This is a genomic window from Parazoarcus communis (assembly GCF_003111645.1).
Taxonomy (GTDB): Bacteria; Pseudomonadota; Gammaproteobacteria; order Burkholderiales; family Rhodocyclaceae; genus Parazoarcus; species Parazoarcus communis_A.
This window is the reverse complement of sequence record NZ_CP022187.1, coordinates 305,278-325,468: the sequence shown is the minus strand read 5'-3', so window position 1 is coordinate 325,468 and position 20,191 is coordinate 305,278. Positions and strand designations below refer to the sequence as shown.

Annotated in this window: 20 protein-coding genes; 10 read left to right on the top strand and 10 right to left on the bottom strand. The window is 64.4% G+C overall.

What is annotated here, in order from left to right:
* Window positions 1–4 precede the first annotated feature (4 nt).
* Genes tssM through CEW83_RS01570 form a run of 3 tightly spaced genes read left to right on the top strand, consistent with a single transcriptional unit; the run spans window position 5 to window position 5,534 of the window.
* The gene (tssM, locus tag CEW83_RS01580) at window positions 5–3,775 is read left to right on the top strand and encodes a type VI secretion system membrane subunit TssM (protein ID WP_108947780.1); all 3,771 of its coding nucleotides are present in this window, start codon (window positions 5–7) and stop codon (window positions 3,773–3,775) included.
* Window positions 3,772–4,758 (top strand): type VI secretion system-associated protein TagF, encoded by a 987-nt coding sequence (gene tagF, locus CEW83_RS01575; protein ID WP_108947779.1) that lies wholly within the window; start codon window positions 3,772–3,774, stop codon window positions 4,756–4,758. The genes tssM and tagF overlap by 4 nt, the downstream gene beginning before the upstream one ends.
* Window positions 4,755–5,534 (top strand): OmpA family protein, encoded by a 780-nt coding sequence (locus tag CEW83_RS01570; RefSeq protein ID WP_108947778.1) that lies wholly within the window; start codon window positions 4,755–4,757, stop codon window positions 5,532–5,534. The genes tagF and CEW83_RS01570 overlap by 4 nt, the downstream gene beginning before the upstream one ends.
* Here the strand turns inward: CEW83_RS01570 and tssA are convergent, their stop codons facing one another.
* Window positions 5,535–6,632: a type VI secretion system protein TssA gene (gene tssA, locus CEW83_RS01565; protein ID WP_108947777.1), complete on the bottom strand. Its 1,098-nt coding sequence runs from the start codon at window positions 6,630–6,632 to the stop codon at window positions 5,535–5,537. It abuts the gene before it with no gap.
* 301 nt (window positions 6,633–6,933) lie between these two features.
* On the opposite strand from tssA, the gene mutS reads away from it, so the two are divergent.
* From mutS to CEW83_RS01545, 4 genes are all read left to right on the top strand, one after another.
* Window positions 6,934–9,468: a DNA mismatch repair protein MutS gene (gene mutS, locus CEW83_RS01560; RefSeq protein WP_420094112.1), complete on the top strand. Its 2,535-nt coding sequence runs from the start codon at window positions 6,934–6,936 to the stop codon at window positions 9,466–9,468.
* On the top strand, window positions 9,465–10,235 hold the full coding sequence (locus CEW83_RS01555) for a fused MFS/spermidine synthase (protein WP_108947775.1): 771 nt from the start codon (window positions 9,465–9,467) through the stop codon (window positions 10,233–10,235). Before mutS ends, CEW83_RS01555 begins: the two co-directional genes overlap by 4 nt.
* A 62-nt stretch (window positions 10,236–10,297) precedes the next feature.
* Complete coding sequence (gene nqrM / locus CEW83_RS01550) at window positions 10,298–10,501, top strand: (Na+)-NQR maturation NqrM (protein ID WP_108947774.1); 204 nt, start codon at window positions 10,298–10,300, stop codon at window positions 10,499–10,501.
* Between the two features lie 19 nt (window positions 10,502–10,520).
* Window positions 10,521–10,946 carry a CBS domain-containing protein gene (locus CEW83_RS01545; protein ID WP_108947773.1) on the top strand — a complete coding sequence of 142 codons (426 nt, stop codon included), beginning with the start codon at window positions 10,521–10,523 and terminating at the stop codon, window positions 10,944–10,946.
* A 46-nt stretch (window positions 10,947–10,992) separates the two neighbouring features.
* Here the strand turns inward: CEW83_RS01545 and dnaQ are convergent, their stop codons facing one another.
* The 3 genes from dnaQ to CEW83_RS01530 are packed head-to-tail and all read right to left on the bottom strand — an operon-like array spanning window position 10,993 to window position 12,936.
* Window positions 10,993–11,718, bottom strand: coding sequence for a DNA polymerase III subunit epsilon (dnaQ, locus tag CEW83_RS01540; RefSeq protein ID WP_108947772.1), 726 nt, complete (start codon window positions 11,716–11,718; stop codon window positions 10,993–10,995).
* A gap of 19 nt (window positions 11,719–11,737) precedes the next feature.
* Window positions 11,738–12,196 carry a ribonuclease HI gene (gene rnhA / locus CEW83_RS01535; protein ID WP_108947771.1) on the bottom strand — a complete coding sequence of 153 codons (459 nt, stop codon included), beginning with the start codon at window positions 12,194–12,196 and terminating at the stop codon, window positions 11,738–11,740.
* Between the two features lie 2 nt (window positions 12,197–12,198).
* Window positions 12,199–12,936, bottom strand: coding sequence for a class I SAM-dependent methyltransferase (locus tag CEW83_RS01530; RefSeq protein ID WP_108947770.1), 738 nt, complete (start codon window positions 12,934–12,936; stop codon window positions 12,199–12,201).
* A 28-nt stretch (window positions 12,937–12,964) separates the two neighbouring features.
* Here CEW83_RS01530 and gloB point away from each other — a divergent pair, with 28 nt between their 5' ends.
* Window positions 12,965–13,726 (top strand): hydroxyacylglutathione hydrolase, encoded by a 762-nt coding sequence (gene gloB / locus CEW83_RS01525; RefSeq protein WP_108947769.1) that lies wholly within the window; start codon window positions 12,965–12,967, stop codon window positions 13,724–13,726.
* Window positions 13,727–13,873: 147 nt separating this feature from the next.
* Here the strand turns inward: gloB and CEW83_RS01520 are convergent, their stop codons facing one another.
* Together CEW83_RS01520 and CEW83_RS01515 are read right to left on the bottom strand one after the other, a co-directional pair.
* Complete coding sequence (locus tag CEW83_RS01520) at window positions 13,874–14,227, bottom strand: response regulator transcription factor (protein WP_234418951.1); 354 nt, start codon at window positions 14,225–14,227, stop codon at window positions 13,874–13,876.
* A gap of 26 nt (window positions 14,228–14,253) precedes the next feature.
* Window positions 14,254–15,228 carry a diguanylate cyclase gene (locus tag CEW83_RS01515; protein ID WP_108947767.1) on the bottom strand — a complete coding sequence of 325 codons (975 nt, stop codon included), beginning with the start codon at window positions 15,226–15,228 and terminating at the stop codon, window positions 14,254–14,256.
* A 144-nt stretch (window positions 15,229–15,372) separates the two neighbouring features.
* Between CEW83_RS01515 and CEW83_RS01510 the strand changes: the two genes are divergently transcribed.
* Together CEW83_RS01510 and CEW83_RS01505 are read left to right on the top strand one after the other, a co-directional pair.
* Window positions 15,373–16,863, top strand: coding sequence for a transglycosylase SLT domain-containing protein (locus tag CEW83_RS01510; RefSeq protein ID WP_108947766.1), 1,491 nt, complete (start codon window positions 15,373–15,375; stop codon window positions 16,861–16,863).
* A 216-nt stretch (window positions 16,864–17,079) separates the two neighbouring features.
* Entirely contained in the window at window positions 17,080–17,589 is a 510-nt protein-coding gene (locus CEW83_RS01505) for a phasin family protein (protein WP_108947765.1), read from the top strand.
* Window positions 17,590–17,676: 87 nt separating this feature from the next.
* Here the strand turns inward: CEW83_RS01505 and moaE are convergent, their stop codons facing one another.
* The 4 genes from moaE to mobB are packed head-to-tail and all read right to left on the bottom strand — an operon-like array spanning window position 17,677 to window position 20,116.
* Complete coding sequence (gene moaE / locus CEW83_RS01500; RefSeq protein WP_108947764.1) at window positions 17,677–18,156, bottom strand: molybdopterin synthase catalytic subunit MoaE; 480 nt, start codon at window positions 18,154–18,156, stop codon at window positions 17,677–17,679.
* Between the two features lie 3 nt (window positions 18,157–18,159).
* Complete coding sequence (gene moaD, locus CEW83_RS01495) at window positions 18,160–18,414, bottom strand: molybdopterin converting factor subunit 1 (protein WP_108951125.1); 255 nt, start codon at window positions 18,412–18,414, stop codon at window positions 18,160–18,162.
* Between the two features lie 5 nt (window positions 18,415–18,419).
* A complete protein-coding gene (gene glp, locus CEW83_RS01490) occupies window positions 18,420–19,625 on the bottom strand; it encodes a gephyrin-like molybdotransferase Glp (RefSeq protein ID WP_108947763.1) in 1,206 nt (401 codons plus the stop codon).
* A complete protein-coding gene (gene mobB, locus CEW83_RS01485; protein WP_108951124.1) occupies window positions 19,622–20,116 on the bottom strand; it encodes a molybdopterin-guanine dinucleotide biosynthesis protein B in 495 nt (164 codons plus the stop codon). The genes glp and mobB overlap by 4 nt, the downstream gene beginning before the upstream one ends.
* Between the last annotated feature and the right edge of the window lie 75 nt (window positions 20,117–20,191).

Below are 20,191 nucleotides of genomic sequence, written 5' to 3'. Positions count from 1 at the left end.
ATCCATGTCCCGATTGCGCGCCCCCCTCACAGACGCACGATTTCTCACCCTGCTCGGGTTTGTCGCCCTGGCCGCTTTCCTCGTCTTCGCCACCAACATGTTCGGAATTCCTGCATCCTGGGCGATTGCAGCGGGCATCTTGCTCGTCTCAGCCTGGGTTCTGGCCACGTTCCTGCACAGGCGAAAGGCACGCCAGCACGCTGACGCCTTGCACGAGATGCTCGATCAGCCGGTCGAGAGGCAGGCCGGTACGACTGCAGCGGCCCGGCTCGAGCAGGAAACCCTGCGCCAGCGCATGCAGGAGGCCGTGACCACCATCAAGCGCTCGAAACTGGGTCGCGCGTCGGGTCGCTCGGCGCTGTATGAGCTTCCGTGGTACGTCACGATCGGGAATCCCGCTGCCGGAAAGAGCTCGGCCATCATCAACTCCGGGCTTCAGTTTCCGTTCGAGGACGGTACCGGCAGCGTGGTCAAGGGCATCGGCGGCACCCGCAACTGCGACTGGTTCTTCACCACAGAGGGCATCCTGCTCGACACCGCAGGGCGCTACTCGGTCTACGAGGACGACAGGCAGGAATGGCTGTACTTCCTTTCGCAGCTCAGGAAGCATCGCCCGCTTGCGCCGATCAACGGCATCATCATCACCGCAAGCATTGCCGAACTCAGCTCGAACCCGCCCGAGTTCGCCATTTCCCTTGCCCGCAGCCTGAGGCAGCGGGTACAGGAGCTTACCGAGCGTCTGCAGGTTTTTGCGCCGGCCTACGTCATGTTCTCCAAGGCGGACCTGATCGCAGGCTTCAACGACTTCTTTCAGGATCTGGACTGGAACGAACGCGACAGGGTGTGGGGCGCCACCCTGCCCTGCAACAGGACGGGGCGCGACAGCGCCATCGACCTCTTCGACCGCCACTTCGACATCCTTCACGAAGGGCTTCGCGAACTCGGCGTGGCCCAGATGGCGCGCGCCCAGGGTGAGCGCATGCCACCGGGCATGCTCGCCTTCCCGCTGGAATTTGCCGCGGTGAAGCCTGCACTGAGGGTGTTCATCGCGACACTGTTCGAGGACAACCCCTATCAGTTCGAGCCGGTATTCCGCGGTTTCTATTTCACCTCCGCCCTGCAAAACGGCGAGGCGCAGAGCCTTTCCGATCGCAAGATCGAAACACGCTTTTCACTCAAGGGCGAAGGCCCGCTGCCCGAACGCGTCGGATCGCGCAACGGATTCTTTCTCCGCGACCTGTTCTCGCAGGTGATCTTCGCCGACAGACAGCTCGTACGCCAGTATTCGGTAACGCGGCAAGCCCGGATGCGTCAGGTCGCGATCATCGGGGCCATCGCAGCGCTCGGCGTGATGTTTGGCGGCTGGAGCTGGTCGTACTCGAACAACCGCAGTCTGGTCGCTGGTGTCACCGCCGATCTCGAAAGCGCCGCAGCCATGCAGGCTGACAATACCGGCCTGCAATCCCGCCTGGCCGCGCTCGAGCTCATCCAGGACCGCATCGCCCAGCTTGAGGACTTCGACCACGACCGCCCGCTTTCACTTGGGCTGGGTCTCTATCAGGGCGAGGCACTGAAGGCCAAACTTTTCGACGAGTATCACGCCGGCATTCGCAGCATCCTGCTGACACCGGTGCGCGAGCAGCTTGAAGCCTTCCTCACCGAGGTCAGCACCTTCCAGGGCGAGCCGGGACAGGTCGCGCACGATCCCGCAGCAAGTCCCGCGCCCCGCGGCGGAGGTCCATATGTGAGCGCAAGTCCGTCCAGCGTCGAAGACGCCTACAAGGCACTGAAGACCTATCTCATGCTCGCAGACCGGGCGCACCTCGACGCAGGTCATCTCTCGGACCATCTGACCCGGATCTGGCGCGAATGGCTGGAGGCAAACCGCGGGACAATGGGGCGTGAAGAGATGATCCGCAGGGCGGGGAAGATCCTTTCGTTTCATCTCGCCCACACCGGCAAACCCGAATGGCCGCTGATCGAAAACAATCTGGCGCTGGCTGATCAGGTGCGCGAACGACTGCGCAAGGTCGTCCGCGGGCTGCCAGCGACCGAACGCATCTATGCGGACATCAGGACGCGCGCGTCGACTCGCTTTCCGGCGGTCAGCATCGCCGGCCTGACCGGGGCGGGCAAAGACAGTCTGCTCACCGGCAGCCACGTCGTGTCGGGTGCATTCACGCATGATGCGTGGAAGGCATACGTCAGACAGGCCATTGACGATGCAGCGACAGGCGAGTTGCAAAGCACGGACTGGGTATTGCAGAGCGCCCGCCATGACGACCTTACCCTCCAGGGCAGCCCCGCACAGATCCGCAACACCCTCACCACGATGTACAAGCAGGAGTATGCGGCGGCGTGGGCGCAATTGCTGCAAGGCGTCAGCATCAGCAGTTTCGACAGCTTTCCCATGGCCGTTGCGGCAATGGACCGCCTTGGCGATCCCCAGCGCTCGCCAATCGGACAGCTGATGCGCACAGTCCACGCTCAGACCGCATGGGACAACCCACCCGCTGCCGGAGCGGGTCAGGGTCAGGGTCAGACGCAGGCAGCCCGCGGGCTCGGCGAGTGGTTCAGACGCACGATTCTGCGCACACCCGTCGCCAGCGACGCGATCGATGCGCTGGCCCCGCCTGCGGGCATGCCGCTATCGCGAGGTGAGCTCGGAGAGGCGTTTGCCGGCGTCGACAGGCTGCAGGCCCCGCGCGATGACGGCGGAAGCCTGCTTGAGCGCTATCTGCTGCAACTGTCACAGCTTCGCTCGAGGCTGAACCAGATCGCCAATCAGGGCGACCCCGGACCGGGTTCGATCAAACTCATTCGCGACACCCTCGATGACGGAGACTCGGAACTCGCCGCCACGCTGCGCTTCGTGGATGAGCAGATGCTCGCAGGCATGGAAGATGCCCAGCGCGCGGTGCTTCGGCCGTTGCTGATCCGCCCGCTGCTGCAGACCTTTGACGCCAGTGCCAGGCCTGCGGAAGACGAGCTCAACCGCATCTGGCTGGCGCAGGTCCATGAGCCATTCACCCGCCGCCTCGCGCTCAAGTACCCGTTCTCCGCTGAAGCCGATATCGAGGCCACACCGGCGGAGATTGCGCAGATATTCGGCCCCGAGGGGGCGATTGCGCACTACTTCGACGGCGCGATGGCTGCGCTCGTGGTGCGCAGGGGCAACACGATTGCACCACGCACATGGGGGGATCTCGGCATTCGCCTGCAGCCCGACCTGGTCGCAGGCTTTCCGCGCTGGGTCGGCGCGCTTGAAGGTGCTGCAGCCTCTTCCACCAACAACGCCCCGCAAACCACCTTCATGCTGATGCCGCACCCCGTGTCCGGCACGACCGGATACCTGATCGAGATCGACGGGCAGCGCCTGCAGTACCGCAACGGCGCTGCGCAGTGGGCGACCTTCATCTGGCCCAACCCCGACGCCAACCCGGGCGCGCGCATCGTGCTCACGCGTTTCGACGGCAGCACGGTCGAAGTCGCAGCCTTTGCCGGCCGCTTCGGTCTCGAAAAGCTGATCAACTCCGCACAACGGATTCGCAAGCCCGACGGCTCGTTCACGCTGTCATGGGGCGCAGACGAACTGCAGCTCAGCGTTGGTTTGCGCATCATCAGCAGTGCTCAGGCACAGGCCGGTAATGGCGCGACGCCGCGGGAAGGGCTGGGCGAACACTTGCCGCAACGTGTTGCCGGCCTCGATCCGGTGGCAGCGCCTGAGTCTCCCTCCACAGACCGCGCCGCCGTTGCACGGGTGGTCCTGAAATGAGCGTCGAACCGGCCTGCGGCGTCAGCTATTTCGGCAAACTGCCCGCGCGCGGCGATTTTCTCAGAGGTGGCAACCAGATGCAGTTGATCGGGCTGCTCGACCGCTGGACCTCCGCCTGCATGGAAGCTTTTGCGGAGAACCCGCGCTGGAAGCTGCTGTTCGACAGCGCCCCGGCGCTGGACTTTGCCTTTGTCGGGGCTCACAGCCGACTGTCCGTCGTCGGGCACCTCAAGCCGAGCCGCGACGCAGCCGGACGGCGCTTCCCGTTCATTGCTGCGGCAGCAGTCGAACGCAACGACCCGCTCCCCTTTCGCTGCGGCCCGGTCGGCTTCACCGCGCTATGGGGCATCCTGCGCCGCGTCGTTGGTCAGGCATGCAACGCTGCCACGCCCATCGATGCGCTTGGAGAACTCGCCTCCCTCGATTGCGCCGCCAGCATCGAGCACGCACTCAAGCGCCGGCCGCTCGACACCTATGTGCGCAGCACCACCCTCGGCCAGCTCACCGCAAGCCTCGGCGCCCACGCATCGCCACAATCCGTGCGGCGCCAGATTCTTGCCATCGGCCTGCTGATGCGGCCCCTGCTCGGTCGCAACACCCTCAAGGTCGAAAAAGGGCTTTGCCTCCCATTGCCCGCCAATGTTTGCGAGCGCAACCGCGTCGCTGCGCTATGGCTGTTCCTCGTCACCTTGGTGCTGAGCGACACGCCGTGCGAACTGCAACTGCTGCTGGGTCGAATCAATGGCCAGGAGCGGATGCTGATCGGCTTTACCGGTGCGTCGCCACGGCCACTGCTGAGCCTGCTCTCACCTCTGAGTCTCGAGGAACACATGATTGTCCTCGACGACCCCGAATGGATAGAACGGCATCCCGACCTCGCGGTGGATCGCGGGGTCGCCCGGCTCTCCACCTATCTTGCGCAACCCGCGATCACGCTTGAATCCGCGCTGATCACGTTCAAGGAGGTCTTTACCGGATCATGAACACGATCACCAGACGGCTCGCCGGCATCGGCTTCGCGCTCGCGCTCTCCTACCCGCTCTCCTGCCTCGCACAGTCAGCACTGCCCGCACCGGTGATACTCAGCGGCACCGTCCCCGATGAATCCTCGCGTGCCGCCATTGTGGCAAGTGCGCGCACCCTCTACGGTACGGAGCGGGTCGTCGATCGCTTGCAGGTGGGCGGGGTCACGCCCCCACCCAACTGGAGCACTCACGTCCAGCGCTTGCTGGGCCCGGATCTCAAACATGTTCACCAGGGAGAACTGCAGGTCGTCGGCACACGCGTCACGCTGCGTGGCAAGGTCGCCAACGAAGCCCTGCGACAACAGGTCGTCAGCACCACGGCAGCCTCGCTTACCCCGGCCTATGTCGTCAATAACGCACTGGAGGTGGGCGCCAACGCTCAGGCCGTGCTCGATCGGACCCTTGCCGACCGTGTCGTCGAGTTCGAGAGCGGATCGGCTGTACTGACGGCCCAAGGCCGTCTGCTGCTCGACGAGATGGCGGCCAGCATCGTGAGCCTCGATACGCCGCTCGTTCAGGTGGTCGGGCATACCGACAGTGCAGGCAATCGGCTTGCCAACATCGGCCTGAGTCTGGAGCGTGCCAACGCCGTGCGCGATTACCTTGTGATGAAGGGTGTTGCAGCGGATTGCATCGCCGCGCTGGGCGCAGGCCCGGACCGGCCGGTTGCGGACAATGCAAGCCCGGAGGGGCGGGCGCGGAACCGGCGCATCGAGTTCAGGATCGGCCGCTGATCAGCCTCTGCCGTCGGTCGTCGCGCCACCCTCTCTCACCCCGAGCAGTTCCTCGACCCGACACAGGGTCCCGTCGTCACTGACAACCGCCCGCAACCATTCCAGCAGGGACATCTCGCCCCAGTGCGCGGCCTTGTCCGCGAGATAGGCCACCGGACTATGGGGCTCGGTATGACGGAAGAAGGACGCCACCTCGCGCAGTTGAGCGAGCGCCTGCGTCCGGTTGCGGATGGGCGATCCGCCGGCCACAGACGAGGCAGGCGTCAGTGGTGTCAGCGGCGCCCCCCCCTCCGCAGCCCCGTTGCCGCCAGCTTCCGCCTGCCCGGTTTCAGCCGCTTCCCCATCACCCGCTTCCAGTGCAAACCGGCGCAGGGTGGCGATCAGCGTCTGCAGCGCCTCCCGGGCGGGCTCGAAGCTCGGCCCCTCCGCGCCCAGGTGGCCGTCGATCACCCGCTGCAGTGCATCGAGCCCGTCCAGCGCACGCACTGCATGATCTCGGCTGCTGCGATAGAACGCTGCGGGCGTTTCGCTTCGTGCGGCATCGAATGCGGCAGGGGTCAGCGGCGCATCGCGCAGGATCGCCTCGGCCTGAGCGGGAGTGCGCTCAATCTCACGGCTCACTGCACGGACACGTTCGAGATCGATCCCCGTACAGGCCTCAGGCCCGGACGCCGTCAGCGGCAGTTCTGCGACCATCCGCACCGACTGAGCGAGCAACCAGGCCAGACTCCCCACACGCAAGGCCTGGTCCCCCTCATCCGGCAGCGGATGGATGTCGGACCAGTACACTTCGCACAACTGCGCAAGAAGGCTGTAGCCATCGGCAAGTCCGGCGACGCCCCGGGTTTTCGCAAGCCCCTCCACCAGCCACACAGCAACCCTGAGATCCTTGGTGCGCACAGCGAGCAATTGCGTGCACGAGGACACGACCGCAGGCCAGTCGGCCTCCTTGCGCGCCGTCACCCACTCGCCCTGGTTCAAGGACGGGTCATCGAAACGACGCGCCTCCTGAACACTGTCAAATTCGGGCGAGAACATCATGTCCTGGCCGCAGCGCGATTGCCCCGCCAGCGGACGAAGAAGAATTTCGAGCTCCATTTTCCGGCCTTCAGATAATGACATCCGGATTATATCCACGTCAGCCCGACTGCGCCGGTCACGCCCGCAGTGCCTCAGACAGGCGACACTGGCGACCGGGGCAATGACGGGTCGCAGCCTGCATCACACACGCCGGCATCCGATTTCCGGGACGAATGCCGGGACTTGGTCGGTGATGCGGTAAACTGCCGGGTTTGTCGCACTCGACGTCCGACCGGACCACAACGGAAGAATACAGACCTTGAAAACCCGGCAAGACACCGCGCCCACTGCAGACGACTTCCCCGGCCACACGCCGATGATGGTCCAATATCTGCGCATCAAGACGCAGCACCCGGACACGCTGCTCTTCTACCGCATGGGCGACTTCTACGAGCTCTTTTTCGACGATGCCGAGAAGGCCGCGCGCCTGCTCGACATCACGCTGACCACCCGCGGCCAGTCCGCCGGCAAGCCGATCAAGATGGCCGGCGTGCCCTTCCATGCAGTCGAGCAATACCTGACGCGCCTGGTCAAGCTCGGTGAATCCGTGGTGATCGCCGAGCAGGTTGGCGAGCCCGGCGCCACCAAGGGCCCGATGGAGCGCGCCGTCAGCCGCATCGTCACGCCCGGCACGCTCACCGACGCGGCGCTGCTCGACGATCGCCGCGACGCGCTGCTGCTGTCGGCCAACATGCATCGTGGCGTGCTTGGTCTGGCCTGGCTCAACCTCGCCAATGGCGATCTGCGCCTGATGGAGTGTCCGGCCGAATCGCTGCAGGCCCAGTTTGAGCGCCTGCGTCCGGCCGAAGTGTTGATTCCCGACGGCCTCGCCCTGCCCCTGATCGAGAGCCTGTCCCCCGCGCTGCGCCGCCTCGCCGACTGGCAGTTCGATGCCGAAACCGGCGTGCGACTGCTCACCGGCCATTTCGCCACCCGCGACCTCGCCGGCTTCGGCGTGGACGAACTGCCGGTGGCGCTCGGCGCTGCGGCCGCACTCTACGACTACGCCAAGACCACCCAACGCCAGAGCCTGACCCACATCACCGGCCTCACCGTGGAGCGCGAGTCGGAATACCTCCGCCTCGACGCCGCGACCCGGCGCAATCTGGAGCTCACCGAAACCCTGCGCGGCGAAAGCGCGCCCACCCTGCTGTCGCTGCTCGACACCTGCGTCACCAGCATGGGCTCGCGCTGGATGCGGCACGCGCTGCATCATCCGCTGCGCGACCGCAGGCTGCCCGCGGCCCGCCACCATGCGGTTGCCGAACTCGTCGGCGAGGGTGATGGCCAGATCGCATCCGCCGTGCGCGGCGCCTTGCGCGGCGTGGCCGACGTGGATCGCATCACCGCCCGCATCGCCCTGCGCAGCGCACGGCCGCGCGATCTGTCGGCCCTGCGCGAGAGCCTGGTGCGCTTGCCCGAGCTTGCTGAAGCGCTGGCCTCGACCCGCAGCGAACTGCTGGCGGGCATCGCCGGCGGGCTGGCGATCTCGCCTGACGCACTCGACCTCCTTGCCCGCGCGATCACCGACGAACCGGCAGCCATGGTGCGCGACGGCGGCGTGATCGCGACCGGCTTCGATGCGGAACTCGACGAATTACGCAACATCCAGACCAACTGCGGCGAGTTCCTGATGGCGCTCGAGGTGCGCGAACGCGAACGCAGTGGCATTGCCAGCCTCAAGGTTGAATTCAACCGTGTGCATGGCTTCTACATCGAAGTCAGCCGCCTGCACGCAGACAAGGTGCCGGAAGACTATCGCCGCCGCCAGACGCTGAAGAACGCCGAGCGCTACATCACCCCCGAGCTCAAGACCTTCGAGGACAAGGCCTTGTCTGCGCAGGAGCGCGCACTTGCGCGCGAGAAGCTGCTCTACGAACAGATCCTCGACGTCCTCGCCCAGCACATCCCGCCGCTGCAGGCCATCGCCCGCGCGCTGGCCACGCTCGACGGGCTCGCCGCCTTTGCCGATGCCGCGCTGCGCTACGGCTATGTCGCCCCGGTGTTCTCCGAGCAACCCGGCATTGCGATTGCAGGCGGACGCCACCCGGTGGTCGAGCGCCAGGTCGAGGACTTCATCCAGAACGACGCCCGGCTCGCACCCACCCGGCGCATGCTGATGATCACCGGCCCCAACATGGGTGGTAAGTCCACCTTCATGCGTCAGGTCGCGCTGATCTGCCTGCTCGCGCACGTCGGCAGCTTCGTCCCGGCCCAAAGCGCCACCCTCGGGCCGCTCGATGCGATCTTCACCCGCATCGGCGCCTCGGACGATCTCGCCTCGGGCCGCTCCACCTTCATGGTCGAGATGACCGAAGCCTCGGCCATCCTGCACGGCGCCACCGAACACAGCCTGGTGCTGATGGACGAGATCGGCCGTGGCACCTCCACCTTCGACGGTCTCGCGCTGGCCTTCTCCATCGCCCGTCACCTGCTGGAGAAGAACCGCAGCCTCACGCTGTTCGCCACCCACTACTTCGAGCTCACGCGACTCAACGCCGAATACCCTGAGTGCGCCAACGTGCACCTGGACGCGGTCGAGCACGGCCATCGCATCGTCTTCCTCCATGCACTGGAAGAAGGCCCGGCAAGCCAGAGTTACGGAATCGAGGTCGCCGCGCTGGCCGGCATTCCCGCCACGGTCATCCGCGACGCCAAGCGCCGCCTGCGCGCACTGGAGAATCGCGAGATCGGCAACGGCCCCCAGGCCGACCTCTTTGCCACCCTTCCCGAACCCGAGACGGCCCCGCTGTCGCACCCGGTGCTCACCGCGCTGGCCGACGTCGACCCGGACAGTCTCAGCCCGCGCGAGGCCCTCGAACAACTGTATGCACTGAAACGGATGAGTACATGAGCACGCCGATCGACATTTCCGAAGAAGCCGGCGTCCGCTATCTTCATTTCGGCTCGGAGTGGGTGCAGGGCGCCATGCGTATCCGCAAGCCCAATGCGCTCGAACTTGCCTATACCCGCGAGATGATGGCGGGCCTGCTGCTGCGCGACGGCCTGAGCGAGGATGCGGGCGAGTGGCCGCGACGAGTGCTGCTCATCGGACTGGGCGCGGCCTCGCTGACCCGTTTCATCCATCATCATCTACCGCAGAGCCGGATTCAGGTGGTCGAGATCGCCCCGTCAGTGGTGGCCGCAGCCCGTCAGTTCTTCCGCCTGCCGCAGGAAGATGCGCGCTTCTCGATCCACATTGGTGACGGCGCCCAGTATGTGCTGGAAAAGAACACCCGTTACGATTACATCCTGGTTGACGGCTTTGACCGCAACGCCCGTGCCGGCGTGCTCGACACCCTGCCCTTCTACCAGGCGGTGCGGGCTCGACTGACGGACCAGGGCCTGATGTCGGTGAACCTTTTCGGCCGCTCCCGTGGCTACAAGGCCAGCCTCGAGCGCATCCTGACGGCTTTCGACGATCGCGCCATTGCCTTCCCGTCCTGCGACAGCGGGAATGTGGTCGCTTTTGGCGCCGCTGGCGACAGTCTGCGCCGCCCGATCGCAGAGTTGCGAGAACGCGCCAGTCTGCTGAAAGCAGCGACAGGTCTCGATCTGCTGCCCACTGTCACGCGCCTTGAGCAAGCCGGCAGCCTGCCGGGCGGCACACTCGTTCTTTAAGAACGCAGCCGCTCGCGGTATTGTCCACCCCGTATATCATTGCGACTTCAACTGGAACCGACATGAGTACATTCATCCTTGCACTGCTTGTCGTTGGCATCGTGATTGCTGCGATGGCCATCGGCGTCATTTTTGGGCGCAAGCCAATTGCCGGCAGTTGCGGCGGGCTTGGCGCAGTCGGCCTCGATTGCGAAGGCGGCTGCGAGAAACCCTGCCCCAAACGGCTGGCCCGCATGAAGGCACAGGCCGAACAACAACAAACCTGATCACCATTTAGGAGGCGCGATGCTCCATTCACTGCTCGTCAAGGACTACATGATCGGCGACCACCTGGCGCTTCATCCCGAAGACGAGGTTCTGCATGCCATCCACACTCTTCTTGAACACGGTCTGAGCGGTGCTCCGGTGGCCAATAGCAACGGTCATCTGATCGGTTTCCTGTCGGAGAAGGACTGCCTGAAGGTCGCACTCAATGCTTCCTACTTCGAGCAACAGGCCGGACTCGTCCGCGACTACATGAGCAAGAACGTGGTGTCAGTCACTGGCGACAGCAGTCTGATCGACGCCATCGAACTCTTTCTCGGACAGACCTACCGCTGCCTGCCGGTGGTGGAGGGCCAGCGTCTGATCGGACAGATCTCGCGTCGCGACATTCTCAGAGGTCTGGAAAAACTCCGGATCAGCCACAAGACAACCCGCATCCGCGGCTGACATCTGCCCGGCGCGCCCATTGCGGGCACGCCGGCGATCGCTGTCCTCAGGCAGCTTCCTCAACCGCCCGCTCCGGCGGCAACCACAGACACAAACCCTTGTTTGCCTTGGCAATATCGGCCAGCAACTGATCGTGGGCTTCAAGCTCGGCCACAGACGCACGCTGAATCAGCTGCGGGGGCCGCTCGAAGCCGCCACCGGCAGCGTCGGACTGCGCCGAACCGGGCTCTTCCTCAAGCGTCATGATCAGGCTCTCCTGACCACGCGTCATTGCCAGATAGACCTCGGCAAGCAACTCCGCATCGAGCAATGCGCCATGCAGCGTCCGATGGCCGTTGTCGATCGCAAAGCGGTCGCACAAGGCATCGAGCGAGGCCTTCTTGCCCGGATTCTGCTCTTTCGCCATCTTCAGCGTGTCGATCACGCCGCAGCACAACTGGTCGATAGGCGGCCGCCCCAGCAGGTTCAGCTCGTGATTGAGAAAGCCCACGTCAAAGCTGGCGTTGTGAATGACCAGTTCCGCATCGCGCACAAACTCCTCGAAGCTCTGCGCGACGCCGGCGAACTTCGGCTTGTCCGCGAGGAACTCCAGCGAAATGCCATGCACCGCCTCAGCCTCGGCGTCGATCGCGCGCTCGGGGTTGATGAAGACGTGGTAATGGCGTCCGGTCAGATTGCGGTTGAGCAACTCGACACAGCCGATTTCGATCACCCGGTCACCGTTGCGCCAGTCCAGACCGGTGGTTTCGGTATCGAGAACAATCTGTCTCATCAGTACTTTTTCTCCTGCTTCATGCCTGCGCCGTCCGGCCCGTCTTGCGTATCTCTTCGACTCCGCGCCGTGCGAGCTCGTCGGCGCGTTCGTTCTCGGGATGGCCCGCGTGTCCCTTCACCCACAGCCACTTCACCTGGTGCATGGCGACCGCCGCATCCAGCGTACGCCACAGGTCTGCGTTCTTGACCGGCTCCTTGGACGCCGTTTTCCAGCCCCGCGCCTTCCAGCCCTTGATCCACTCCGAAATGCCCTTCTGCACGTACTGACTGTCGGTATGCACGCGCACCGTAACCGGCCGCTTGAGGAGTTCGAAAGCGCGGATCACCGCCATCATCTCCATGCGGTTGTTGGTGGTCTGGAGCTCGCCGCCCCAGATTTCCTTCTCGTGACCACCGCTGCGCAGAATCGCTCCCCAGCCGCCCGGACCGGGATTGCCGCTGCACGCACCATCGGTGTAAATATCGACTTCTTCCATTTCTATTGGGTTTTCCTTGTACTTCCCGGATGAATTTCACGCTGGGCCACGGCCGACAGACGTTTTGAACGGGCACGCCGCTCGTTCCAGTTGGGCATGATCAGCCGCGTGCCCTGCACGCGCTTGATGCCCTGAACCACATATGCCGCCCCGCACACCGGCCACCAGCGGGGTCCAAACCTGTCCATGAAGCGCCACCGATCCAGCCATTCGGGCGTGGTGACGGCGGGTACATAACAGCCAAAACCGCCTGCCTGGGTTTCGAATCCGAGCAGCGAAAACCAGTCCCTGATCCGCGGCACAGACAGATACTGTCCGGTCCACGGCATGACCCCGCCCTTGCGCGCCGCCAGCCGGCGCACACCCCACAGGCTGTAGGGATTGAAGCCACTGATCACGACACTGCCTTCCGGCACCAGCACGCGCTCGACCTCGCGCAGCACCTGATGAGGGCGAGCGGAAAACTCGAGCACGTGTGGCAGCACGACCAGATCGAGGCTGGCGCTGGCAAAGGGCAGGTCTTCATGCGAGGCAACAACCGCGACATCGCCGCGGCTCGCGCAGCGAAAACGGAACGGCATGCGGTTCGCGCTCAGGACATCCTGACCGGGCAATCCGAGCTGGACCGCGTTGTAGCCAAAGATATCCGCCACCACCGCCTCAAGCCGCTTCTGCTCCCACTCAAGCAGATAGCGTCCTGGGGGTGTTTCCAGCCATTCCGACAAACCGGGGATTGACACGAATCGTCAGCGCTTCAAAATCCTGAAGATGCACATTATCCCTCTTCCTGCCTTCCGCGATAACTACATCTGGCTAATTCACGACGATCGCCACGCGGTCGCTGTCGATCCAGGTGATGCCGCGCCCGTCCTCGACTATCTTTCGGCGCATGGCCTGACGCTGTCCGCCGTGCTCGTCACCCACCATCACGCCGACCACGTCGGCGGCCTCGCAGCGCTGCTGAAAGCCTGGCCCGTACCCGTGTTCGGCCCCGCCAGCGAACGCATTGCCGGCGTCAGCGACCCGCTGTCCGATGGCGACAGTGTCACGCTGCCTCGACTCGGCCTCAAGCTGACGGTACTCGATGTCCCTGCGCACACGGCCGGACATATCGCGTATCACGCCCCCGGCCTGCTCTTTTGCGGCGACACCCTGTTCTCGGCGGGCTGCGGCCGCCTCTTCGAGGGTACGGCGGAACAGCTCGAAAAGGCACTCTCCCGTCTCGCCGCCCTTGATGGCGACACCCGGGTCTATTGCACCCACGAATACACCTTGTCGAACCTGGCCTTTGCCCGCGCGGCCGACCCCGACAACCCCGAGCGTGACCGCTACGCCGCGCATTGCGAAACCTTGCGCGCAAAGGGTCGCCCCACGCTGCCGAGCACGATCGCGCTCGAAAAGGACATCAACCCCTTTCTGCGCGTGAGCGAGCCCAGCGTGATCAAGGCGGTAAGCGAACACACGGGGAAGACGCCGGAAAGCCCACTGGCCTGCCTGCGCGCGCTGCGCGCCTGGAAAGACACCTTCTGACATCCCAAAGGGTGGGGGAAACGCCACGCCACCCAAGTCCGGATCGCGCGCCGCGGAGCCCGGCCTGGGCTCAATGCGGGCAGCGTCGGCGCACACTGGCCGCCGCGCCGCTGCAGGCGCCTTGCGCCCGCAGCACCCGCTGTCCTGCTACGGCATGCTCAGGCCGAGCACGCGCGACACCGACTCGACCACGCGCGCCGAGTTGAAGGGCTTGAGCACCATGCCCACCGCCCCCTGATCGACCACCGTGGCCACCGTCTCACGATCGCTGAGACCGGTAATCATCAGCACCTTCAGCGTGGGGAAACGCTCACGCAGCTCGGCCAGGACCTCAAGCCCGCTGCGCCCAGGCATCATCACATCCAGGCACACCAGATCCGGCCCCACTTTCTCGACCAGCTCGATCACCGCCTCGCCGTCGCGGGCCTCGCCAACGACATTGAAGCCCGCCTGCCGCAGGATGGCACGCAGCGCCATCCTGATGATTTCATTGTCATCCACAACAATGATTTTCTTGGACGCTCTCCTCACGCTTGCAATCCGATTTCCATACCATCTTGCAGACCCGCTGCAACCCGGTTCCGGCCTGACTTCTTGGCCCGGTACAAGGCATCGTCCGCTGATTTCAGCAAACGCTCAAAACCGTTCTCGTCACCCCGGGCAGGCACCATGCTCGCCACGCCCGCGCTGATCGTCACCACGTTTGCGGCCACCGAAAAGCGGTGTGTAATGGCAAGCGACTCGACACCGTCGCGCATCAGCTCGGCGACCCCAAGCGCGCCTTCGAGCTCGGTTTCGGGCAGGACGGCAGCAAACTCCTCGCCGCCGTAACGGGCCACAAGATCGGTGGGGCGGCGCAACTTCTGTTCAAGCGTACGCGCCACCGCCTTGAGGCATTCGTCGCCCACCTGATGCCCGTAGTTGTCATTGAAGAGCTTGAAGCAATCGACATCGACGATCAACAACGACATCGGCGACTCCGCGCGCGATGCACGGCGCCACTCACGTCGCAGACTCTCGTCAAAACGACGGCGGTTGGCGATTCCGGTCAGGCCATCGACTGCGGACAGGCGGGTCAGTTCCCGGTTGGCATCATCGAGCTTGCGTGTGAGAACCAGCAGCGAATAGCGCATCTGCGCGATCCGCTGCATCGCCCCGACCTTGGCCTTGAGCACGACCTCGGACACCGGCTTGACCAGATAGTCGTCTCCGCCGACCTCGATGGCCCGCTGCAGGTCGCCGTCGCTCGCGCGCGCGGTGAGAAAGATGATCGGCGTCCAGTCGCCGTCCCGCTCGAGCTGACGGATGCGGTGCGCAACCTCGAATCCATCCATGCCGGGCATGATGATGTCCAGCAATACGAGATCGGGGCGTTCGCGCTTGAACATTTCGATCCCGCTCGCCCCGTCCCGCGCATGCGACGCTGACAGCCCCATCTTGGTGAGCTGATGACAGACCAGCGTCGCGCTGGTGACAGTGTCCTCGATAACCAGAACTTTCATGTTTCCCGCAAGACGTGAAATAGGGGCATCCCGCAATCCTACCAAGGGAACACCCAAAGTGTTGCGTCTTTCCGCATGTGTAAGTCCGTTTGACGCCCTTCCCGGTGCCCGATAGACTCCTTCGCTTTTCGCCGGTTGGGTCCGATGGCGAAGCTCTTTTCGCTGCTTTTCCTCGTCTTTGCGCTGCAAGCGTACGCACCCGTTCAGGCTGCCGACAGCACGGACACGTCTGCGACGCTGCCATCCACCCCGGCACCGAGCCTCCCGCCTGTTGCCGAACCACCCCCCGCACGGGTGCTGACGCTCGACCTGACTCGTGACGCCAACGATATCTGGGACCGCATCCGGCGTGGCTTTGGCATGCCCGATCTCGACAGCCCACTGGTCGCCGAGCAGCAGATCTTCTACCTGAACCGCCCCGGCTTCCTCAAGCAGGTGTTCTCCCGCGGCGGGCGCTATCTCTACTACATCGTCGACGAGCTCGAACGGCGCGGCATGCCCACCGAGCTGGCCTTGCTGCCGATGGTCGAGAGCAGCTACAACCCCCTTGCCTACTCCCGGGCGCACGCATCCGGGCTGTGGCAGTTCATCCCGTCCACCGGGCGCAACTTCAACCTCACCCAGGACAGCTGGGTGGATGAGCGCCGCGACGTGATCGCGTCCACCAACGCCGCACTCGATTACCTGCAGACCATTTACGAGATGCATGGCGACTGGCAACTTGCACTCGCCTCCTACAACTGGGGTGAAGGCGCAGTCGGACGCGCCATTCAGCGCAATCGCGACGCCGGGCTGCCAGCCGAATACAGCGAACTGAAGATGCCCAACGAGACCCGCAACTACGTTCCAAAGCTGCAGGCCATCAAGAACATCGTCGCCGAGCCGGAACTGTTCCATCTCGAACTGCCCTACGTTGCCAACGTACAGCACTTCGTCACCCTCAACGCACCGCCCGGCATCGACCTCGCAACTGCGGCAACGTTTGCAGACATGTCGCTGGAAGAGTTTCTTGCGCTCAACCCTGGATACAACCGTCCCGCCATCACCTCGCCGGGACAGACCCTGGTCGTGCCTGCCGACCGTGCGAGCAGCTTCGAAGCCCGCCTCGGCGAGTTCGCGCTGTCGGGCAAGGGCTGGCGCACGCATGATCTGGAGCCCGGCGAAAAGCTCAACACCATTGCCGACCGTCACGGCCTCACCCTCGCGCAACTGATGCAGCTCAATGGCCTGGCCTCGGGCAGCCGGCTAAGCGCCGGTCACACCCTGCTGGTGCCTGACGGCATCGATCCGAGCGGCGCCCTGGCAATCAGCCGCCTGCTGCCGGCCAACAGCCGCCTCTCCGCCCCGCCGGCCGTGAAGCTCAACACCAGCGCGGTCCCCAGCAAGAAGGCAAAGACGCCCGCAAAGGCCACGGCCAAGTCGTCGAAGCGCACGAACAACACTGCAAAAACACCCTCCAGGGCGACTCAGCCGGCAACAAAGAGCACGGCGAAAACAAAACCGGCGCCCACCGCCAAGTCCGCTACTGCCAAGCCCACTACTGCCAAGTCCGCCGCAGCAAAGCCGACCGCGACCAAACCCGCTGCGACAAAGCCGGCCAAGGCAACGACGAAGTCGGCGTCCGCGAAGAACTGAACGCCAGCAGCCGCTTCGCCACGACAAACGCGCAGACCGCTGTCTGCCCCCGCCCCTGCTCGACAGTTGAAGCGCTGAGCAACAGGACGAATGACTGCTGTGCTATCGTTTGATCAGAGGCGAGGGAGCGGCGACGGCATGCCAATTGGCATCGCACCGGGCCGAACATTGTGCACACCGCCTCCTGCAAGCAAACCACTAACGAGGAGATTGCACATGGCTACGAAACAACAGGATCAGTACAACGAACTCCAGAAGAAAAACCTTGAAGCTGCCATGCGCCTGGCACAACTCTCGATCGAGAATTCCCAGCGCGTCATGGAGATTCAGGTTGCCACGGCCAAGTCACTGTTCGAAGAAGGGGTGCAGAACGCCAAGGCGCTCGCAGCAATCAAGGACCCCAAACAGGCCGTCGAACTGCGCACCCAGTACGCGCAGACCACAACCGAAAAGATGCTCGCCTGCGCACGTGACATGGCCGAGATCACCTCGCGCACCCAGGCCGAGGTCGGCAAGCTGGTCGGCGAGCAACTGAGCACCGGCAGCCAGGATGTGTTCGAGGCCATGCAGAAGATGTTCCAGGGCATCCCGATCTCGGATCAGAATGCAATGAGCGCAATGCAGACGGCCATGGACACGGCCCGCGTCGCCTTCGAACAGATGACCCGTGCCTCGACTCAGGCCTTCCAGGCATTTGCCCAGCCGCCCTCCAAGGGTCGCAAGTAAGGCGCAAGCGGGTCCGCAGCAAAACGGCGCCCGCAGGCGCCGTTTTTCCTGTTGGTCCGCGTTCCCGGACCATCACAGCACACCGCCTCAACGGCGCTGCTCGATTTCGTCCCAGTCTTCGGACCAGCGCTCGGCAGCAGAGTCATCGCTCTCGCGCGCATCCACCCAGCGTGCCCCTTCCGGCGTTTCCTCCCGTTTCCAGAACGGCGCCCGCGTCTTGAGGTAATCCATGATGAAGGCGCAGGCCTCGAAGGATTCGCCGCGATGTTCGCCGGCAACGCCGACAAACACGATCTGGTCTCCGGGCAACAAGGGCCCGTAGCGGTGAATGACACGCACGCCATGCAGCTTCCAGCGCCGTCTGGCTTCGGCCACGATATCTTCCAGCGCCTGCTCAGTCATGCCGGGGTAATGCTCGAGCGTCATCGCCGACACTTCGCTCCCCTCGCTGATGTCGCGCACCAGCCCGACGAAACTCGCGACGGCCCCGACTTCCGGGCGCCCGGCTGACAAGGCGGCAATCTCTGCCCCCGTATCGAAATCTGCCTCCTGCACGCTCACGCTCATGGCTCAGCCTCCGGTAACCGGTGGAAAGAACGCCACCTCGTCACCCGCAGACAGTGCTGTGTCCGCCCCCGACATGCGCTGATTGAGCGCCGCCCGCACATTGCGCCCAACACCAAGCGCCTCCCAGCCCTCTCCGCGTGCGGCCAGAAACGCGCGCAAGGCCCCAAGCGTGCCAACCTCTGCGGGCACGTCGAGCTCCTCGCTGGCGCGGCCCACGGCCTCTCGAAGGCTGGCGAAATAGAGAATTCTCACTTTCATGGAACTCACCATAGCAAATCGCCGTAAGGCAGGAAACGGACCTTTTCGCCACGCGCGATCTTCGTGTCCGCCGGAATATCGACCAGACCATTGGCCCAGGTCGTTGAATTGAGCGCCGCAGCGCCCTGGTTGGCAAACAGTTCGACCGTGCCCTCGCTGGTCATGCGTGCGCGCAGGAACTCACGCCGGCGGTCGGGGCGGGTCCAGTCAAAGGCCGCAGTGAGCGTCACATCCTGCGGCGCGACTTCGCTCACGCCCTGCGTGGCAAGAATGAATGGCCGCACCATCAGCAGGAAGGTGACGAAGCTCGACACCGGATTGCCCGGCAGACCGATGAAGGCCGCGCCATGCACCCGACCGTAGGCCAGCGGCTTGCCCGGCTTCATCGCGATCTTCCACATGTCCAGGCTGCCCTCGGCCTCGACCGCAGGCTTGACGTGATCCTCCTCGCCCACCGACACGCCGCCACTGGTGACGATCAAGTCATTGCCCTGGGCCGCCTCGCGCAAGACCTTGCGCGTGGCATCAAGATTGTCCGGCACGATGCCGAGATCAACGACCTCGCACCCGAGCTGGGTCAGCAGCGCGCGCAGCATGAAGCGGTTGGAATTGTAGATCCCACCCGGCGGCAGGGGCTGGCCGGGCATCACCAGCTCGCTGCCGGTCGAAAACACCGCGACCTTCATCCGTCGCAGCACCGGCAAGCGGGCCAGGCCCACGGATGCGGCCAGCGCCAGATCCTGCGGACGCAGGCGCGTACCTGCGGCCAGCACTTCGGCGCCGAGCGCGACGTCTTCGCCCGCACGCCGCACGGCTTCGCCAGACTTTGGCGTGTGATTGACGATGACCGAGTCGCCGTCGTGTTCGCACAACTCCTGCATCACGACCGCGTCCGCCCCGTCGGGCAGTGGCGCGCCGGTAAAGATGCGGGCCGCAGTGCCGGGCTCGAGCGTCGTCCCAACCGAACCCGCCGGAATGCGCTGGCTCACCGGCAGGCGCGTGCCCGGCGCAGGCACATCGGCCACGCGCAGCGCATAGCCGTCCATGGCGGAATTGTCCATCGGCGGCTGGCAGATCGGCGAATGCTGGGCAACGGCGAGCACCCGGCCGGCGGCCATCATGGTGTCGATCTCGTCGATCTCGTGCACCGGTCGTGCATAGCCGACAATGCGGCCGAGCGCTTCATCAAAACTGAGCATATTGGCGTTCATGAGGCTTCCGGATAATCAAGAATGAATTGAACCACGACCGCCGGATCATTCAGGGGCAGGCGCGGCATCGGACAGTCGATATCGGCATCGCTGGCCACCGCCACCACATGCGGATTCTCCGGCCACAAGGGCGGCTTGCCGTGCGCCGGGCGGTGAATCTCGATCTTGGGCACGGCCGCGGCCTTGTAACCCTCGATCAGGACCACGTCGCAGGGCGCGAGCAGGCGCAACTGCTCCTCGAGCGTCGGCTCGGCACGCCCGCGCAGTTCATGCATCAGCACCCAGCGATCGTTGGACAGCATCAGCACCTGGGTGGCGCCCGCCTCGCGATGTCGATACGAGTCCTTGCCCGGGCGGTCGAGATCGAAACCATGGTGGGCGTGCTTGATCACCGATACGCGCAGACCGCGGGAGGTGATCTCGGGGATCAGCTTCTCCACCAGCGTGGTCTTGCCCGAGCCGGACCAGCCGGCAATACCAAATACTTTCATCATTGTGCGTCTGACCGACGTCTCTTTGTTCGGGACAAAGAGCATACAACAAGCCGGTCCAGGCCGGACTTGATC

Bases quoted from the DNA above. Each gene is read 5' to 3' on its own strand.
- CEW83_RS01570 (WP_108947778.1), top strand. From the start codon at position 4,755: ATGAACACGATCACCAGACGGCTCGCCGGCATCGGCTTCGCGCTCGCG.
- gloB (WP_108947769.1), top strand. From the start codon at position 12,965: ATGCACATTATCCCTCTTCCTGCCTTCCGCGATAACTACATCTGGCTA.
- rnhA (WP_108947771.1), bottom strand. From the start codon at position 12,196: ATGGAAGAAGTCGATATTTACACCGATGGTGCGTGCAGCGGCAATCCC.
- tssM (WP_108947780.1), top strand. From the start codon at position 5: ATGTCCCGATTGCGCGCCCCCCTCACAGACGCACGATTTCTCACCCTG.
- moaD (WP_108951125.1), bottom strand. From the start codon at position 18,414: ATGAAAGTGAGAATTCTCTATTTCGCCAGCCTTCGAGAGGCCGTGGGC.
- CEW83_RS01510 (WP_108947766.1), top strand. From the start codon at position 15,373: ATGGCGAAGCTCTTTTCGCTGCTTTTCCTCGTCTTTGCGCTGCAAGCG.
- CEW83_RS01515 (WP_108947767.1), bottom strand. From the start codon at position 15,228: ATGAAAGTTCTGGTTATCGAGGACACTGTCACCAGCGCGACGCTGGTC.
- nqrM (WP_108947774.1), top strand. From the start codon at position 10,298: ATGAGTACATTCATCCTTGCACTGCTTGTCGTTGGCATCGTGATTGCT.
- glp (WP_108947763.1), bottom strand. From the start codon at position 19,625: ATGAACGCCAATATGCTCAGTTTTGATGAAGCGCTCGGCCGCATTGTC.
- CEW83_RS01555 (WP_108947775.1), top strand. From the start codon at position 9,465: ATGAGCACGCCGATCGACATTTCCGAAGAAGCCGGCGTCCGCTATCTT.
- tagF (WP_108947779.1), top strand. From the start codon at position 3,772: ATGAGCGTCGAACCGGCCTGCGGCGTCAGCTATTTCGGCAAACTGCCC.
- moaE (WP_108947764.1), bottom strand. From the start codon at position 18,156: ATGAGCGTGAGCGTGCAGGAGGCAGATTTCGATACGGGGGCAGAGATT.
- tssA (WP_108947777.1), bottom strand. From the start codon at position 6,632: ATGGAGCTCGAAATTCTTCTTCGTCCGCTGGCGGGGCAATCGCGCTGC.
- CEW83_RS01545 (WP_108947773.1), top strand. From the start codon at position 10,521: ATGCTCCATTCACTGCTCGTCAAGGACTACATGATCGGCGACCACCTG.
- mutS (WP_420094112.1), top strand. From the start codon at position 6,934: ATGGTCCAATATCTGCGCATCAAGACGCAGCACCCGGACACGCTGCTC.
- mobB (WP_108951124.1), bottom strand. From the start codon at position 20,116: ATGAAAGTATTTGGTATTGCCGGCTGGTCCGGCTCGGGCAAGACCACG.
- CEW83_RS01505 (WP_108947765.1), top strand. From the start codon at position 17,080: ATGGCTACGAAACAACAGGATCAGTACAACGAACTCCAGAAGAAAAAC.
- dnaQ (WP_108947772.1), bottom strand. From the start codon at position 11,718: ATGAGACAGATTGTTCTCGATACCGAAACCACCGGTCTGGACTGGCGC.